We start from the raw sequence: 16857 nt of genomic DNA, 5'->3' as shown, positions 1-16857 counted from the left end.
TCAGGTGGTCTGTGGCCGTTGGTGGTATCAACGGCCACAGCATTGCGGAGCCCGTCAGTTGAAAACGTGGTCGAGCACCAGTTGCTTGAACCCGGTGGCTGCCACGGGACCTTCGGGCAACAGGTCGGGGCGGGTGGAAATGACCAGTGGCCCATCCTCTTCCCGGTCGGTGATCCGTCCGTGGGAGCCCTTGACCAGATCGGTGCGATTGACCGAGATGATGTCGAGCAGTCCCCGGAACCCGAGCTTGCGCTTGCCTACCTTCCAGATGGTTTGCACCATGGGCAGGGTCAGTTCCGGATCGACGAACAGCTCAACCGGATCATAACCGGGCTTGCGGTGGATATCGACGGTGGCCGCGTAGTCCGGCGCTTTGGCGTCATCGAGCCAGTAATAATAAGAGAACCAGCGATCGGCGTCGGAGATGGCGACCAGCTCGCCCGAGCGCGGGTGATCCAAGCCAATGGCGCGCTTGCCCTCATCGCCCAACACGGTTTCCACGCCGTCGAGCCCGGCAATCAGGCCCGACACCAACTCGATGTCCTTGGGGTCCCGCACATAGATATGGGCGAGCTGGTGGTCGGGAACGGCGAAGGCACGCGACGCGCCGTGGTCGATCACCTCCCGGCCCATTTCCTCGCGCCAGGCAATGAGCCCGGCTTCGCGCAGGGCGCGGTTGATATGGATGGCCTCTGTGACCGGCGTGATGCCGTATTCCGAAACGATGATCACCTCGCGCCCATCGCGCTCGGCCTGCTCGATCAATGGCGCGATGGCCGCGTCCATGTCGCGGAGCGATTGCTGCACGCGCGGATGGCTCAGGTCAGGCCCGAACCGCTGAAGATCGTAATCGAGATGCGGGATATAAACGAGGCTGAGCGTCGGGTCCCGGGTTTCGGTAACGTGTTGGGTCGCGCCGACGATCCAGTTCGTGGATTTCAGCGATGCGGTCGGGCCCCAATAGTTGAAGAGCGGGAATGTGCCCAAGCGCGCGTTGAGTTCGTCGCGCAGATTGCCCGGCTGGGTGTAATGGTCGGGCACCTTGCGCCCGTCCGCCGGATACATGGGGCGTGGCGTCGCAGTCCAGTCAGCGCTGGAATACATATTGTACCACCAGAACATCTTGGCGCAGGTGAAGTCCGGATTAAGCTTGCGCCCGGCGTCCCAGATCATCTCGCCATCCAGCAAATGGTCGGACTGCTTCCACAACGCGACTTCCGAGGTATCGCGGAAATACCAGCCATTGGCGACCGCGCCGTGGCCGGATGGAGTAAGGCCGGTCATCAGCGTTGCCTGCACGGAACAGGTCACCGCCGGGGCAATCGTCGTGAGCGCGCGCTGGCCGCCCCGGCGCGCGAGCTTGGCAATGTTGGGCGTGTATTCACCGACGAGGGACGGGGTGAGGCCAACGGCGAGAATGACGAGTGTTTTTTTCATGGGGGCCTAAGGACGCATGGACGGGAAAGTTGGGTTATACTAGTATACAAATATAGAGGAGGTCCAATGAGTTTGACCGAAAACATCGCCGTGAACAGGGCGGATCTGATCGTGGGTTGGCTGGAACGGGCTTTGGATGACGCGGTCGCCGACTGGTTGGCCAAGGCGCGCTCGGCGGCCCCCACCATGACGTTCAGCGAGATTGAAAAGACCATGGCGCTGGCCGGCCGCAAGGCGGGCAAGGGCCCGCTGGTGCTGGCGGAAGACGATCTGGCGGACGCCGATGCAGTGCGTCCTGGATGGGTGCCCTTGTCCTGGACGCTGGCGGATGCCGCCCGCACCGCGATCCTGCTGGCCCTGGCTGACGACGGCGAGGCATTTGGCCAGATCTACAAGGATTTGTGCCGCACCGCCGATCTGGCGACCTTGCTTGGCCTGTACAAGGCTGCGCCCCTGTTTCCAGCAAGCGCTGGCCTTGACTGGCAATTGGGCGAGGGCCTGCGCACTTCGATTCAGTTGGTGTTCGAGGCCATCGCCCACAACAATCCCGTGCCCGCCGACACCTTCCCGGAGCAGCGCTGGAACCACATGGTGCTCAAGGCGCTGTTCATCGATTCGACGCTCGGCCCGATCATCGGGCTGGATGAGCGGCGCAACGCCGCGCTGGCCTCAACGCTGGTCGATCACGTCCATGAGCGCCGTGCCGCCGGGCGCGCCGTCGATCTTCAGGTCTGGCGGTGCATCGCTCCGTTCGCCGAGGGCGAGGTTCTCAACGATATCGCCCCGCTCGTTGAGAGCGCTGACCCCGATGAACGGCTGGCTGCCGCCTTGTGCCTCATGGAAAGCCCCGATCCCGCCGCGGGCCATATGCTCGATGTGTTGACGGCTGAGCGTCAGGCAATCAAATCGGGCGCGGTGTCCTGGCAATCGCTTGCGGCCTAACGGGGCCTATTCAGATTTAACGATGGAAATGCACATGTTTATCGATGCTCACGCTCATATGATCTCGCGGACCACTGACGACTATCAGGCCATGGCGGCGGCGGGTGTCGTGGCGTTGATCGAGCCGTCCTTCTGGGTGGGCCAGCCGCGCACCTATGTGGGGTCCTATGTGGATTACCTCTCCCACATCGTGGGTTTCGAGCGTTTCCGCGCCTCCCAGTTCGGCATCCGGCACTATTGCACCATTGGCCTCAATTCCAAGGAAGCCAACAACGAAGAACTCGCCGAAGGCGTGATGGACATCCTCCCCGGTTTCGCGCTCAAGGAAGGCGTCGTTGCCATCGGCGAGATCGGCTACGATGAACAGACGCCGCTCGAAGACAAGTATTTCCGCGCCCAGCTTGAACTGGCCAAGGAGCTCGATTTGCCGGTGATGGTGCATACGCCCCATCGGGACAAGAAAAAGGGCACCATCAAATCGATGGAAGTCTGCCTTGAGCACGGGCTGGACCCAACCAAGGTGGTGATCGACCACAATAATGAGGAAACGATCGAGGACGTGCTCGATCGCGGGTTCTGGGCGGCCTTTTCCATCTATCCATCGACCAAGATGGGTAATGTGCGGATGGTTGAACTGCTCAAGAAATATGGCGGCGACCAGGTGATCCTGGATTCGGCCACCGATTGGGGGATTTCCGATCCGCTTGCGGTCCCCAAGACCGCACAACTGGCCCGCGAGCGCGGCGTTTCGGAAGACGCGATCAAAAAGGCGACCTACGCCAACGCGCTCGCCGCTTATGGACAGTCGGGACAGATGAGCGAATCGGATTGGGCTGACGGCATCAGCGTTGACCAGACTCGGCTGCATGAAGGAAATTCCGTTCTTCGCGGCGGTCGTGAACCGGTGATCGGGGATGTGCGGCCAGACGCCAACAAGCTGATCATCGAATGACGCAAGCGCCTCTATCCTTGCCGGACGATGACGCCCTGGGCGAGTTGATCACCGGGGTCGACGAGCGGGGCCTGTTTTATCCGATCGCAAAGCTCGACGCGCATCGGGTCAGCACCCCGCATCTGGCGATCTCGGTGTTTTTGTTCCAGGGCGACCGGCTGGTGTTGCAGCAGCGCGCCGCGACGAAATATCATGCGCCGCTACTCTGGGCCAATTCTGCCTGCTCGCATCCGCGCTGGGGCGAAAGCGCCCAGGATTGCGTGGCGCGCACCCTCGACCGTGAGTTGGCGATCGGCCCGGAAACTCGCCATGTGGGGCGGGTGCACTATCAAGCGCCGATCGGGGCGCTGTTTGAGAACGAGATCGTCGAGTGCTTTCGCGGCGAGGTGTCCCCCGATCAGCCTCTGGACGGGTTCCGGCCCAGGGAAGTCGCGCAGATCAGGACCGCCAGTCTCAACGAGATCGAAAACGATGTGAAGGCCAATCCCGAGCGTTACGCTCCATGGTTCAAAATCTATGTCGAAACCGGGCTCGTCGCCGGACTCTTTTACTGAGTTTGCAAGAATCCCCCTGGCCACAGCAGCAAAGCGGGCTGGCCGGGGAAATTTTTTCCCTGTGCCAATCTTATCGCTTTCCTTCAGGAAGACCCTTCGCTAGACTGCCTTTGTACTCTAGTATTCCAGCACAGAGGAGGAACACATGAATCTCTCACGTCGCGCATTTGATGCGCTTATCCTGAGCGGCGTCGGCGCTGCTGCCCTTTCGCTCGGTCTGGTCGCCGCACCGGCGCTGGCCCAGGATAGCGGCCAGTCGCATCTGGGTATCCCGGTCGATAAGATCGGCCTCGTCGGATTTACCATCCGGGCGCAGATCGGCGAAGATGCAGCCGGTGCACTGAAGGCAGTGGCCGAATGCGGTATCGAAAACATCGAGTTCTCCGGCCCCAATTTCGATGGCGATGTCCCCAGCTTCCAGGGTGTCGCTATTCCGGCGATCCAAGAATATGCCGAAGAGTTTGGCTTTAACGTGCCGTCGCTTGGCGTGAACGCAAACCATCTCTCCGATCAACTCGACAAGGTCATCGACGCCGCGCAGGCTGTGGGCGCCACTTATGTGCGCATCAGCGGTGGTCCGGCTGAAGGCGAAGATGCAACGACGTACTATACCGAGCTTGCTGCCTTGTTGAACGAGGCGGGCGCCGGATTGAGCGAAGCGGGCGTCACCGTTGCCTACCACAACCATGGTCATGAATTTGACGACCTTGGCGCTGGTCAGTCGGGCTATGACATCCTGCTCAATGAAACCGATCCGGATCTGGTGGCTTTCGAGCTTGATCTGTACTGGGCTGTCATCGGCTCCGCAAACGCGGTTGAGCTCATGGAAGCCAACCCGGGACGTTTCCCGCTGCTGCACGTCAAGGACGCGCAGATGGTGACCAACGCCGAAGGTGAAGAATCGATCACCTTTGCAACTGTTGGACAGGGCTTCATCGACTTCCAGGAGATCTTCGATCTGAGCGATGTCGCCGGCGTTGATTACTACTTCATCGAAAACGACCGCCCTGAGCCCGATGGAATCACCTCGGCTTGCGAAAGCTACGCCTATCTTTCGGCTGAAGTGGCCCCGAACTGATCTGATGCAAAGGCTTCACGGCGATCCTGGGCGGTCGCCGTGAAGCCGGACCTGCAAGCTTGAAATAGCCGCCTGCCACAGGCGGCTATTTTCGTTGTGTGGCCTGAACCGCTTCGGTTCGGAGGTGCGACACAGCAAGGACGAGCGCTCCGGTTCGGAGGCGCGACAAGGCAAGGATGAGCGCTTGCAGAGCAAGTGGCGGCCACTTGCTCTGTACGGGAGCGGTGTAAAACAAGGAATTGGAGGCCCGATCGGAGTCAATCAGATCGGGTTTCGCCCCTAGATGATATCGAGCGCCGAGCGCACATGCTTGTCCATGCACAGGACAGCGCGTTCGACGTCGCCGGCCTTTATGGCGTCGATGATATCGAGATGCTGCTGATAGGCAATGGCCGCGCGTTCAGGCGCCGCGCTTTGCAGGCGCATTCTGGCCCGGTCCACATGCGTTTTGCTCGACAGGACCAATTGCCAGGCCTCGGGCACCTCCGCAGCTTCAGCGAGCAGGGCGTGGAACCGTTCGTCGAGATCGAAAAAGCCGATATAGTCGTGGCGCTCGGCGAAATCCTGCTGCTCGGCAAGGACGCCGAGGAACGGGCTGATATCAAAGGGCCGCATGCTGGCCAACCGGCGCACCACCGCCGTTTCCAGCGCCCCACGGCAGAAGACGGCGGAGAAGATTTTCTTTTGATCGATGGGCGCAACAATCGAACCGACCTGAGGCCGGGTTTCGACCAGCCCTTCCTTTGCCAGTTGCTGCATGGCGGCGCGGAGGGGGGTGCGGCTCACGCCAATGATATCGGCGAACTTGGCTTCGTAGATCGGCGTGCCGGGCCCAATACGGTTCTGCACGATTATCTTGCGCATCAGATCGTAAATCTGGGGCGCCATTGATCGTGTGAAGTCGATCCGGACGTCGCCGAGAGCTTCTACGTAGCGCTCTTCGATCGACTTCCTATCGTCCATTGTCCTGGTCACTGATGAGCCCTTTCCCCAACTGGCATCTGCGCATTCCTCCTTGCGCTTTCAGGTCGAAGCGGTTCGATACAATCATTCCGCCAGGTATTCGACTTTAGGCTTATGATCTAGCCCTTAGTGTAGTAGTATTCAACAGTGTTTCCCCCAATTCCATGCCGGGTTTCCCTGTGATTCCGGGCGGCCGATCAAGAACGAAATTTTCGGCATACCGCGCGGATGTCAATTGCGAAGATTGGGGGTTGCAGCTTGAAATACGCTATGTGTATGCTAGTATCCTAGTCTGAATGTCAGGGCCTGTCAGCCCCTGACCTTATCCGGGAGGAAAATATGAAGAGACTTTCTGTGGTGACCGCCGTTGCGGTTGCAGCAATTTCGGCAACCTCTTTGTCGGCACTCGCCCAAGAGTGGGCGCCCGATCATCCGGTCAACATTATTGTTCCCTGGGGCGCCGGCGGTGCCACTGACCAGGTAACCCGCGTCACCGCGCCGATCCTGGCCGAAAATCTCGGTGCTGACGTCCTTGTCGTCAACCAGCCGGGCGCTTCCGGCGCGGTCGGTACGCAGGGCGTTCTCGATGGTACGCTCGATGGCTACACGCTGCTTGCCACGGGCATCGCCGACGCCGCCACCTATTCGATCACCGGTCTTATCGAGGGTACCTCGATCGACGATTGGCACCTCTATCTCAGCGTCGCTAACGTGTCGGTCGTCAGCGTTCCTGCCAATAGCCCCTTCGCCGATTTCGGCGATCTGCTCGAAGCTCTTCAGACCAACGGCTCTAACGTCACGATCGCTACGGCCGGCGTGAGCTCGGCTGGCGGTACGGCCATTTCCACTTTGGCCCAGGCTGGCGATTTCGAGTACAACCTGGTTGCTTATGAAGGTGGTGGCCCGGCCACCATTGCTGCCGCGTCCGGTGAATCGATGGTCACCACCCAGCTGGCTGGTGAGCAGTCCGAACTGATCCGTGGCGGCCGTCTGCGTGCTCTGGCGGTGCTTTCCGATCAGCCGCTGATCATCCAGGGCGTCGATCCGATCCCGCCGGTCACCGAATGGCTGCCCGATGTCGATCTCTCCTACAACTACTTCGGTGTTCTGGTGCCGAAGGGTGTTCCCGATGAAGTCGTCGCGACCCTTGATGCGATCTGGGCCGAAGATGTGGCCAATTCGGACGCGCTGAAGAACTATGCCGAAACGGCTGGCGCTCTGTTTACGCCCGCTTATGGTGCCGAGGCTCGTGACATGGTTTCGGCCACTGTCGTTGCTCAGGCCTGTGCGGCTCTTGAGCGTGGCGATGCGGTCAACGATCCTTCGACCATCGGCGTCGATTGCGAAGCTCGCACCGAAACCCGGGCCGAGTAAGCAATTGAGGAATCGTGTGACGGGGGCCATGGGCCCCCGTCACCTTTGGCTTTAAAGGAAATGACGATGCAAACCGAAGAGGGCGGTCCAGAGGAGGACGGTCAGGGCATGCGGGCCCGCGCCGATCTGTTGACGTCCATTGTTCTGATCGCGGTTGGGCTCTTTCTGTTTTATGAGTCCTACTCCATGCCTCGGCTGGAGGCACGAAACATCCATCCCCTGACGATCCCCGGGCTGGTGCCCATGGTGCTCAGTTTTGCGCTGACTTTGCTTGGCGTGCTTCTGGCATACCGCTCGTGGCGTATCCACGCGCCAAATGGTTGGAATGAACTGTTCGCACTGCTCGGTTCGATGCAGGCGGCACGCGTGGCCGCCGGCATGGGGCTGGTGCTGATCTACGTGTTCGGCCTGATCGGGAATATGCCGTTCTGGGCGGCGTCGATGATCTTCATCCTCGCCATGGTGCTGGCGATGGAGGTCGTTCTGACCCGGGAGCCTGTGCCGTTTGTGCGGTCGGTGTTCTGGGCGGTCGTGACAGCGGTCGTGTGTGGCGGCGGTATCTACTACCTGTTCGCCGTAATTTTCCTCGTTAGACTCCCGTAGGAAAGCTCATGTTTGACGGATTGATATTGCTGGGGCAGGGGGTCGCGTACTTTTTGACGCCGGAGGGCCTGTTCAACGTTTTCTGGGCGACGTTGCTTGGCCTTGCCATCGGCCTGCTGCCGGGGTTGACCGCGACCATGGGTGTCGCCCTTCTGGTCACCCTGACCTACAAGATGGCTGCCGAGCAGGCCATCCTCACCCTGATGTGCGTCTATCTGGGCGCTATCTTTGGCGGTAGCCGAACCGCCATTTTGCTCAACATTCCCGGAACGCCGGCCAACGCTGCCGCGACGATGGACGGGCATCCGCTCGCCCTTCAGGGCAAGGCCGGGCTGGCTATGGGGCTGGCCACGACGTCCTCGACGCTGGGGACGATGGTGGGAATCTTCTTTCTCGCCATCATCGCGCCCTTCCTCTCGGAGGCCGCGCTCAAGTTCGGATCTTATGAGTTCTTCTGGCTCGCGCTGTTCGGTGTCATCATTTCCGGTCAGATGAGCGGAAGCGACACGCCGCTCAAGGGCTATATCGCCGGTGTCATCGGGCTGCTGGTGGCCATGGTCGGTATGGAAAGCCTGCACGCCTACCAGCGATTCACCTTCGGGGTGAGGGAGCTGGGCGCGGGGATCGACATCATCCCGGCCATGGTTGGCGCCTTCGGCCTCGCTGAGATCATGACGCAGATCAAGAGCCGGACCAATGTCCGCATCGCCTCGGTCAATGACCGGGTTGTGCCCCGCCTCAAGGAAATCTTCCAGTACTGGAAGACCATCATCCGTTCGGGCATCATCGGCACAATCGTGGGGATCATCCCCGGTGTCGGCGAGGACGTCGGCGCATGGACCTCCTATGCGGCAGCCAAGAAGCTTTCCAAGCACCCGGAAGAATTCGGCAAGGGGAGCCAGGAAGGTCTGATTGCCGCAGAAACCGGTGACAACGCCGTGGTTTCGGCGGCGATGATCCCGACCCTGACCCTTGCCTTGCCGGGCTCGGCGGCTGCGGCGGTGCTCATCGCGGCGATGTATATTCACGGCATCCGCCCCGGCCCGATGCTGATGATCGAAAATGCGGCCTTCCTTTATCAGGTCATCGGGATGCTGTTGCTCGCAACCCTGGCCAACCTGATTTTCGGTTTGTCGCTGACGAAACTGTTCATCCGTATCGTCAGCGTACCCAAGGAACGCCTGATGGCGGTGATCGCGGTGTTCTGTGTTGTGGGCTCGTTTGCCGTCAGCCAGCGCATGTTCGACGTTTACCTCATGCTCGGTTTCGGCGTTGTCGGCTTCCTGCTGCGCGAGATGAAATACCCGATGGCGCCGCTGGTCCTCGGTCTGGTGCTGGGGCCGTTGCTCGACCTCAACCTGCGTCGTGGCCTTGGGCTGACCAATGGAGACTGGACGCCGTTCGTCACCCGCCCGATCAGCGCCATCCTGTGCGCGGTGGTGGTCATCACCATTCTCATGAGCATTCCCGCAGTCGGACGGACGGTCAGAGGCCTTTTTTCCAGTCTCGCTGGGCGCAAATCCGGGACTGCCGCTTAACCAGCGGCAGTTCACACCAGGCTATTTAAATTGGGCATCCCCCGGCCCGCACACTCCAGGAGTAGATCATGGCACACGCCGTTAAACTGACTCACATTGCATTGGCTCTCGGCCTTGCCACCTTTGCCGCCGGCACCGCGTCGGCGCAGGATGCGGCAAGCGATTTGAGCCCGATTACCTTTACCGCTGCCCAGGCCATTGGCGGCGGCGCTAACTATCAGCGTGTCTGTGCCGCCTGCCACGGCGCGGAGCTGGAAGGCTTCTCGGCTCCCCAGCTTTCGGGGGCCAATTTCTCGTGGCTCGACCGCCCCGTGTCGGAGCTCCATGCCTACACTCAGGAACTGATGCCGGCGGATGCCCCCGGCTCGCTTTCGGATGCGCAGGTCACAACCATCATCGCGTTCCTTGCCCAGAGCAATGGCATGGAAGCCGGTGACGTCGCGTTGCCCACGGATCGGGCCGAACTCGAATCCATGCGTTTCGGGCAATAACGACACCCTCAAGTGTATTTTTTACTGACGGCTCTGCCGTCACCAGGAGGACAAGACTACATGATGATGAGGAAGAAAAACATCGGGCAGGTCGTGGCGCTTTCTGCGCTGACATGCACCTTGCTGGCGGGGACCGCGCTGGCTCAGTCCGCCCAGGTCTGGCCGCCCGAGTTCCAGCCTCTGCCGGACTATTTCGGCTACATGGAACCTGCGGATTCGCTCGAAACGTTCACCCTGCCCCCCGGCTACGATATCGAACTGATCGCCTCCGAGCCCATGCTCGGTGACGGCATCGTGATGCAGTGGGACTATGACGGCCGCCTCTGGGTCGTTGAAACCACCTTCATGCTCAACCTCGAAGACCTGACCAGCGCTACTCCGGGCAGCTCCATCGTGATCCTCGAAGATACCGATGGCGACGGCGTCATGGACAGCCGCAAGGTGTTCGCCGACGGCCTTGTGCTGCCGCGCGCCATGCTGATCCTCGAACCCGGCAAGGTGATCGTCGGCGAGGCACCCAATATCTGGTTGCTCGAAGACACTGACGGAGACGATGTCGCGGATACCAAGGTCGCGCTGACCGAAAACAATTATGGCGGTGTCGGCGGCTCGATCGAGCACAATCCGAACGGCATGTTCTGGAACATCGACAACCGTATCTACAACGCGTATCTGGACGAAGTGTACCAGTGGAACGGCGAAGACTTCGACGTTGCCCGCGGCGTTTCGATCACCCAGTGGGGCGTGACGGCTGACGACGAAGGCCGCATCCTGCGTCAGGGTAACTCGGCTGCTCCCTCGATGAGCTATGTGGCCGACTACTACTATGGCCGCAGCACGGTCTTCACCCGCAACCGCGGCAACCACGAGTGGATCGGTGGCCCGACCCGCGACGTGAACCGCACCTGGCCGGGTCGTCCGACCCCGGGCGTGAACCGCGGCTATGCCGAAGGCTCGCTTGACGAGCGCGGTGCGCTGACCGAGCTGACCGCCGCCGGTGGCGCCACGGTCTATCGCGGCACGGGTCTGGCTGGAGGCGACTACGGCAACGTGTTCGTTCCCGAACCCGCTGGCAACCTTGTCACCATGAGCACGCTCCAGGACTCCGGTGCGGGCATGTATCTGCGCAAGTCGTATGAAAATGCCGACTTCCTGACCTCGACCGAGGAACGCTTCCGCCCGGTCTACACCCTGACCGGCCCCGATGGCGCTCTGTACGTCCTCGACCTGTACCACGGTGTGGTTCAGGACGCCGTGTTCATCACCCAGTACCTGCATGACTGGATCGAAGAGCACGACCTGGGCAATACGCATGGGGCCAACGGCCGCATCTATCGCATCACCCACGAAGACGGCCAGACCACCGAGCAGATCAAGCTCACCGAAGCCTCGCCGGCTGAACTGGTGGCCCAGCTCGAAAACGTCAACGGTTGGTACCGCGATCACGCCCAGCGCCTCATGGTCGTCCAGCAGCAGACCGATGCCATCCCTGCCCTGATCGACCTCGTCCGTTCGGACAAGGACCCGATCGCCCGCCTGCATGGCCTGTGGACCCTCGACGGTCTGGGCGGCGTTGAAGCCGACCTGCTCGTCGACGTGCTCGACGATTCCGATCGCGAAGTGCGCGCTGCCGCCCTACGGATCGCAGAACCCTTCCTCGCCGAAGGCAATGCGGACGTGGTTGATGCCTTCCTGGGCGTCATCGGCAACACCCACAATGATTGGCAGGTCATCTACCAGCTCGCCGCTTCGGCCGGTGAACTGGACGACGCCAACCGTCTCGATGCCATCGTCAAGATCATCGACGTCTACGGTCGCGATTACATCGCGCTCGACGCCGCCCTCTCGGGCGTCCATGACGACGAAGTGGTCGACCTGTTCGATCGCCTCCTCGCCACCAACAGCCGCTACACCGGCGTTGCCAACGGCATCATGACCGTCGCCAACGGCATTACCCGCGTGGGTACGTCGGAAGACGTTGCACATATGCTCGACGCTATCGCTTCGTCCGAACTGTTGGACTGGCAGCGTGATGCCGCTCTGGGAGGCATGGAAGTCGAGTTGGCTGGTGTGTCCGATCCCGGCAACGCCCCGGCGCTGCCGCGCGGCTTCGGTGGTTCCTGGAACGTCGGCACGTTCGGCGACCGCGCCTTCCCGGACTTCAACGCACAGTCCAGTGCAGCTGACCGCGAAGCGGCCGAACTCCTTGCTGCACAGCGGGCAGCCAACGCTCCGGTTCGGCCTGAATCGGCCCTTGCTGAAGTTGACGGCATCCCGATGCTCAATCTCGATGTGGCTCCTGAAGCGATGCTCTCCGTTGAAGACGAGGCCATCGCAAGGCGTTTCGCCGGACTGGCAGCCTTTATCAACTGGCCGGGCAAGGACCAGTAAGGTTCGCGCAAACACAATTGAAAGAGGGGCTCCGGCCCCTCTTTTTTTGTCTGCTGTTCAGTGCCATGCGCAAACAAACAATTGGAACGGCACCACGCCGCCCTAACGCACAGGCCCAAAAAACAAAGATCCGGCCCGAAGGGGTTCGGGCCGGATCACAAAATGTTTGGTGCTGGGCAGTGCTGGCTTTGGTTCAGCGGTCCGCTTGCAGGCAAACCAGTCTCAGAGACGGTACGCCTTCTTGGCCAGGCCGTAGGACAGTTCGTGCATCAACCCTGCCGCCTCGTCTTCGCGAATGCGATGATCAGCCACAAGGCGGGCCAGGAAGGCGGCGTCGACGCGACGGGCGATATCGTGGCGGGCCGGAATCGACGGGAAGGCGCGGGTATCGTCGTTAAAACCGACACTGTTGAAAAAGCCTGCCGTTTCCGTCGTCAGTTCGCGATAGCGCCGCATGCCTTCGGGGCTGTCATGGAACCACCAGGCCGGACCGAGCTTGAGCGCTGGATAAACGCCAGCCAGCGGTGCCAGCTCACGCGAATACGACGACTCGTCCAGGGTGAAGATGATGAGGGTCAGGCGCGGATCGATCCCCACGGCCGAGAGCAACGGTTGAAGCGCCGTAACGTAATCGGTGCGGGAGGGGATATCGAAGCCCTTGTCGCGCCCGAACCGTTCAAAGATGGCAGCAGAATGGTTGCGGAACGATCCGGGATGCAGCTGCATGACAAGGCCATCATCAAGGCTCATCTTGGCCATTTCGGTCAGCATCTGCGCTCGGAACAGGCGATGATCGGCTGCGTCGCCCTTGCCCGCGCGGATGCGGTCGAACAGGTCTTTCGCTGCGCTATCTGACAGATTGGCTGTGTCGGCGGTCGGGTGCCCGTGATCGGACGCCGTCGCACCGCGCTGCTTGAAAAACGCACGGCGCTTGCGATGGGCGTCGAGATAGCCCTGAAATGTTCCCGTATCACATTCGGTCAAAGCGCCGAACGCGTCGAGATTGGCGGCAAAGCCCTCGAAATCGGGATCGATCACCGCATCGGGGCGATAGGTGGTGACGACACGCCCATGCCAGCCGCTGGCCTTGATTTCGTCGTGCCATTGCAGCGGATCGAGCGCGCCTTCGGTGGTGGCGATCACTTCGATGCCGAACCGCTCGAACAGCGCGCGCGGCTTATAGGCGTCTTCGATCAGCCGTTCGGCAATGCGATCATAATAAAGATCAGCGTTTGCGGCTGTCAGCGGATCGTGCAGATCGAACAGGGTCTCGAACGTATGGTCGAGCCACATGCGGGTCGGGGTGCCGACAAACAGGTGGTAATGCTCGGCAAACCGGCGCCAGATGACCCGCGGATCGGTTTCAACCGGCTCGCCATTGAGGGTCGCGACGCCAAGATCCTCCAGCCGCACCCCCTGGCTGAACAGCATCCTGAACACGTAATGGTCCGGAACGACGAGCAATTCTGCCGGATTGGCAAAGTTCTCGTTGCGGGCGTACCAGCGCGGATCGGTGTGGCCATGCGGGCTTACGATGGGGACATCGCTGACGCTATCAAACAGGTTCCGCGCGATGTCGCGCTCGACGGGATTGCTTGAAAAGAGCCGGTCAGGGTGCAGCAACGACATGGAACCTCCCAGAGCACCTCCGGGATTCACCTAGTCGGTTCGGAAGCGCGATAAATCAAAGACTTGGATCATCGAGGATTGCTCCTCCTCGAAATCAGTACCCCGCCCGGGCCAGCGCCGATGCGATAGCCGCTTCGACACCTTCACTTTCGAGCGTCGCGACGTGGAGTTCAACGGTCTCGCGCACCTGCGCGATATCCGCAAGGTCTGCCCCGAAGATTTCTGTGATCGCGAAAATCGAGGCGACGAGACCGGCAATGTCGGAACTGTCCCGCACCGCCGCGCCCAGGCGCTCGGCAAGGGGATCGTTGAGTGTTTCGGCGTTGCGCACGGTTCTGGCGAGATAGGCGATCCAGCCTGCAAGCGAAAGGCAAAGCAGCTCGATCGACTGACCGGCGGCCAGCCGCTCCCGAATCGGCATCAGGATGCGCTGAGGAAGCTTCTGGCTCCCATCGGTGGCGATCTGGGCGCAGCGGTGCTCAAGGGCGGGATTGGCGAAACGCTTGAGCAGCCGGTCCCGATAATCCCCCAGATCGACTCCGGGAACGTTGAGCGTGGGGATAACCTCGTTTGTCATCAATGCGAACAGCAGGTTGCGGATCGAAGCGTTGCCGACAGCGGTTGAAACCAATTCCAGCCCCGCCAACTGGCCCAGATAGGCCATTGTGGAGTGTGAGCCATTGAGCATGCGCAACTTCATGAGCTCGAACGGCTCGACATCCGCCACGAGCTGCACGCCAACCGAGGCGAGATCAGGCCGTCCGGCGGCAAAATTGTCTTCGACCACCCATTGGCTGAACGGCTCGGTGATCACCGGCCAGGCATCTTCAACACCCAGGACTTTCGCAATCTCGTCCTTGTCGCTGGCCGAAACCGCGGGCACGATCCGATCGACCATGGTGGAGGGGAAGCTGACATTGGCCTCGATCCAGTCGGCTAGCGACGCGTTCCACAGCCGTGCATATTCGAGCACCGTGCGGCGCACGATCTCGCCATTGCCCTGAAGGTTGTCGCAACTGAGGACCGTCACGCCCGCGCGTCCATGCGCCCGCCGCCGTTCGAGGGCGGCAACGATGATGCCGGGCACGCTCCGGGGCTCATTGGGATGGGCAAGGTCGTGCATGATATCGGGGTGATGCGCCAGCAGATGCCCGCTGGCGGGATCGTGGCAATAGCCCTTCTCGGTGACCGTGAGCGAAAAGATCTTGATGGCCGGATCGGCCATGCGGGTGATCAGCGGCTGGATGTCCTTGGACGCGTCGATGATATCGACCACCGACCCGACGATCCGGGTCGATGCCCCATCAGCATCCCTGTCGGTCACTGAATACAGATAATCCTGCGGCTCCAGAGCAACCTTGGTGTCGGGCCGCCTGACGCTTGCGCCCACAATTGCCCAATTGGGGTCGGACTTGAGCAGGTCGTCGATATAGACCGCCATGTGGCCGCGATGGAACGCCCCGATCCCGATGTGGACAATTCCTGCGGTGACATTGTCTCTGTCGTAAGCAGGGATGGCGACAGCCGGCGCAAGGCCGGCCAGCTGGGCGATGTTGAGACGCTGCATCGTTGACCTCATGACTGCCGCTGACGACAAACTGGTTGCTCGTTGTGTTGATTATGCGAGGGCGTGCATGACGCCGCGCAACTCCGCCAGCCCCTTGAGGCGACCCACAGCCGGGTATCCGGCCCGGGCACCACGCGCCGCGTCGTCGAGCAGTTCATGGCCGTGGTCGGGGCGCATCGGAATCTGCCAGTCGCTGCGGCCTGCGGCAACCCGTTTGTCCTGCTCGCGCAGCAGCGCGTTGACGACAGCGACCATATCGAAATCGCCCCCCAGGTGCTCGTCTTCGAGAAAGCCGGTGGGAATTCCCTTCTGGTAGCGGGTCACGTTGCGCAGATGCGCAAAGAAGATTTTCGATCCGAGGCGCTCGATCATGCCGGGCAGGTCATTGTCTTCCCGCGAGCCCAGCGAGCCGGCGCAGAAGGTGATGCCGTTGGCCGGGCTGTCGACGGCTTCGACCAGCTTGCGATAGTCGTCCTCGGTCGAGGCAACTTTGGGCAGGCCCAGAAGCGAGAACGGGGGATCATCGGGATGGCAGCAGATGCGCACACCCAGCCGCTCGGCAGTGGGCACGACCTGTTCGAGGAAATCGAAGAGGTGACGCCGCAGTTGTTCTGAATTGATCGCGCTATAGAGCGCGAGCTGGTCCCGCAACGTGTCGACGGTCCAGTTTTCCACCGCGCCGGCCAGACCGGCAACGATGGCATCGGCCAGGTCGGCCTTGTCCCGGTCGCTCATCGTGCGCACGCGGCGCGCGGCTTCCTCGACGATCTCGGCGGGGAAATCTTCGGCGGCGCCGACCCGGGCCAGGATGTAAATGTCGAATACCGCAAACGCGACGAGATCGAAGCTCATCGCGGTCCCGCCATTGGGCAGCACCTGGCGATGGTTGGTCCGGGTCCAGTCAAGGATCGGCATGAAATTATAGCAGACCACCTCAAGCCCGGCGGCGGCGATGTGTTCCAGGCTGGTATTCCAGTTATTGATATGTTCGCGCCAGTCGCCGGTCTGGGTCTTGATCGCCTCGGAAACCGGCAGGCTTTCGACCACGTCCCAGGCGATGCCAGATGGCGAGCCATCGGGGCCGACAAGGGTTTCCTGCTGACGCTTCGCAATGTCCTCGGGCGTCCAAACTATTCCGGGAGGTATGTGATAGAGAGCCGTCACAATCCCCTCGGCGCCTGCCTGGCGCGCATCGCGCAAGCTCACCTTGTCCTCGGGCCCGAACCAGCGCCAGGTTTGTTGCATCAGCCGCTTTTGCACACCGTTCTCCTTTACCCGCCGATTGTCGGTGGGCTTGTCTCCTAATTGCACGTAGGATACTAGAATACATATTGCACT

The 16857-nt window shown here is 61.2% G+C and carries 14 protein-coding genes; 9 read left to right on the top strand and 5 right to left on the bottom strand.

What is annotated here, in order from left to right:
- Window positions 1-54 precede the first annotated feature (54 nt).
- Window positions 55-1437, bottom strand: coding sequence for an alkaline phosphatase family protein (locus VNS12_RS06835; protein WP_325487096.1), 1383 nt, complete (start codon window positions 1435-1437; stop codon window positions 55-57).
- A gap of 66 nt (window positions 1438-1503) precedes the next feature.
- Between VNS12_RS06835 and VNS12_RS06830 the strand changes: the two genes are divergently transcribed.
- From VNS12_RS06830 to VNS12_RS06815, 4 genes are all read left to right on the top strand, one after another.
- Window positions 1504-2379, top strand: a complete 876-nt coding sequence (locus VNS12_RS06830; RefSeq protein ID WP_325487095.1) for an EboA domain-containing protein — start codon at window positions 1504-1506, stop codon at window positions 2377-2379.
- A gap of 34 nt (window positions 2380-2413) precedes the next feature.
- A complete protein-coding gene (locus VNS12_RS06825; RefSeq protein ID WP_325487094.1) occupies window positions 2414-3331 on the top strand; it encodes a TatD family hydrolase in 918 nt (305 codons plus the stop codon).
- Complete coding sequence (locus tag VNS12_RS06820; RefSeq protein WP_325487093.1) at window positions 3328-3885, top strand: isopentenyl-diphosphate Delta-isomerase; 558 nt, start codon at window positions 3328-3330, stop codon at window positions 3883-3885. The genes VNS12_RS06825 and VNS12_RS06820 overlap by 4 nt, the downstream gene beginning before the upstream one ends.
- A 145-nt stretch (window positions 3886-4030) precedes the next feature.
- Entirely contained in the window at window positions 4031-4963 is a 933-nt protein-coding gene (locus VNS12_RS06815) for a sugar phosphate isomerase/epimerase family protein (RefSeq protein ID WP_325487092.1), read from the top strand.
- A gap of 279 nt (window positions 4964-5242) precedes the next feature.
- Here VNS12_RS06815 and VNS12_RS06810 read toward each other — a convergent pair whose 3' ends face one another.
- Window positions 5243-5926, bottom strand: coding sequence for a GntR family transcriptional regulator (locus tag VNS12_RS06810; protein WP_325487091.1), 684 nt, complete (start codon window positions 5924-5926; stop codon window positions 5243-5245).
- A gap of 339 nt (window positions 5927-6265) precedes the next feature.
- On the opposite strand from VNS12_RS06810, the gene VNS12_RS06805 reads away from it, so the two are divergent.
- The 5 genes from VNS12_RS06805 (at window position 6266) to VNS12_RS06785 (ending at window position 12323) form a co-directional block, all read left to right on the top strand.
- Window positions 6266-7300 (top strand): Bug family tripartite tricarboxylate transporter substrate binding protein, encoded by a 1035-nt coding sequence (locus VNS12_RS06805; RefSeq protein ID WP_325487090.1) that lies wholly within the window; start codon window positions 6266-6268, stop codon window positions 7298-7300.
- Between the two features lie 66 nt (window positions 7301-7366).
- Window positions 7367-7903: a tripartite tricarboxylate transporter TctB family protein gene (locus VNS12_RS06800; protein WP_325487089.1), complete on the top strand. Its 537-nt coding sequence runs from the start codon at window positions 7367-7369 to the stop codon at window positions 7901-7903.
- Window positions 7904-7911: 8 nt separating this feature from the next.
- Window positions 7912-9441, top strand: a complete 1530-nt coding sequence (locus tag VNS12_RS06795; RefSeq protein ID WP_325487088.1) for a tripartite tricarboxylate transporter permease — start codon at window positions 7912-7914, stop codon at window positions 9439-9441.
- Between the two features lie 68 nt (window positions 9442-9509).
- Entirely contained in the window at window positions 9510-9932 is a 423-nt protein-coding gene (locus VNS12_RS06790) for a c-type cytochrome (RefSeq protein WP_325487087.1), read from the top strand.
- A 60-nt stretch (window positions 9933-9992) separates the two neighbouring features.
- Window positions 9993-12323, top strand: a complete 2331-nt coding sequence (locus VNS12_RS06785) for a DUF7133 domain-containing protein (protein WP_325487086.1) — start codon at window positions 9993-9995, stop codon at window positions 12321-12323.
- Between the two features lie 222 nt (window positions 12324-12545).
- Here VNS12_RS06785 and uxaC read toward each other — a convergent pair whose 3' ends face one another.
- The 3 genes from uxaC to uxuA form a co-directional block, all read right to left on the bottom strand.
- Complete coding sequence (gene uxaC / locus VNS12_RS06780; RefSeq protein WP_325487085.1) at window positions 12546-13952, bottom strand: glucuronate isomerase; 1407 nt, start codon at window positions 13950-13952, stop codon at window positions 12546-12548.
- A gap of 94 nt (window positions 13953-14046) precedes the next feature.
- Window positions 14047-15519: a mannitol dehydrogenase family protein gene (locus VNS12_RS06775; protein WP_325487084.1), complete on the bottom strand. Its 1473-nt coding sequence runs from the start codon at window positions 15517-15519 to the stop codon at window positions 14047-14049.
- 51 nt (window positions 15520-15570) lie between these two features.
- Window positions 15571-16764 carry a mannonate dehydratase gene (gene uxuA, locus VNS12_RS06770; RefSeq protein ID WP_325487136.1) on the bottom strand — a complete coding sequence of 398 codons (1194 nt, stop codon included), beginning with the start codon at window positions 16762-16764 and terminating at the stop codon, window positions 15571-15573.
- Between the last annotated feature and the right edge of the window lie 93 nt (window positions 16765-16857).

Source organism: Pelagibacterium sp. (assembly GCF_035555455.1).
Taxonomy (GTDB): domain Bacteria; phylum Pseudomonadota; class Alphaproteobacteria; order Rhizobiales; family Devosiaceae; genus Pelagibacterium.
The sequence above is the reverse complement of the archived record's forward strand: the minus strand, read 5'-3'. Positions and strand labels throughout refer to the sequence as shown.

Bases quoted from the DNA above. Each gene is read 5' to 3' on its own strand.
- VNS12_RS06790 (WP_325487087.1), top strand. From the start codon at position 9,510: ATGGCACACGCCGTTAAACTGACTCACATTGCATTGGCTCTCGGCCTT.
- VNS12_RS06795 (WP_325487088.1), top strand. From the start codon at position 7,912: ATGTTTGACGGATTGATATTGCTGGGGCAGGGGGTCGCGTACTTTTTG.
- VNS12_RS06830 (WP_325487095.1), top strand. From the start codon at position 1,504: ATGAGTTTGACCGAAAACATCGCCGTGAACAGGGCGGATCTGATCGTG.
- VNS12_RS06805 (WP_325487090.1), top strand. From the start codon at position 6,266: ATGAAGAGACTTTCTGTGGTGACCGCCGTTGCGGTTGCAGCAATTTCG.
- VNS12_RS06825 (WP_325487094.1), top strand. From the start codon at position 2,414: ATGTTTATCGATGCTCACGCTCATATGATCTCGCGGACCACTGACGAC.
- uxuA (WP_325487136.1), bottom strand. From the start codon at position 16,764: ATGCAACAAACCTGGCGCTGGTTCGGGCCCGAGGACAAGGTGAGCTTG.
- VNS12_RS06810 (WP_325487091.1), bottom strand. From the start codon at position 5,926: ATGGACGATAGGAAGTCGATCGAAGAGCGCTACGTAGAAGCTCTCGGC.
- VNS12_RS06835 (WP_325487096.1), bottom strand. From the start codon at position 1,437: ATGAAAAAAACACTCGTCATTCTCGCCGTTGGCCTCACCCCGTCCCTC.
- VNS12_RS06785 (WP_325487086.1), top strand. From the start codon at position 9,993: ATGATGATGAGGAAGAAAAACATCGGGCAGGTCGTGGCGCTTTCTGCG.
- VNS12_RS06820 (WP_325487093.1), top strand. From the start codon at position 3,328: ATGACGCAAGCGCCTCTATCCTTGCCGGACGATGACGCCCTGGGCGAG.
- VNS12_RS06775 (WP_325487084.1), bottom strand. From the start codon at position 15,519: ATGCAGCGTCTCAACATCGCCCAGCTGGCCGGCCTTGCGCCGGCTGTC.
- VNS12_RS06800 (WP_325487089.1), top strand. From the start codon at position 7,367: ATGCAAACCGAAGAGGGCGGTCCAGAGGAGGACGGTCAGGGCATGCGG.
- uxaC (WP_325487085.1), bottom strand. From the start codon at position 13,952: ATGTCGTTGCTGCACCCTGACCGGCTCTTTTCAAGCAATCCCGTCGAG.
- VNS12_RS06815 (WP_325487092.1), top strand. From the start codon at position 4,031: ATGAATCTCTCACGTCGCGCATTTGATGCGCTTATCCTGAGCGGCGTC.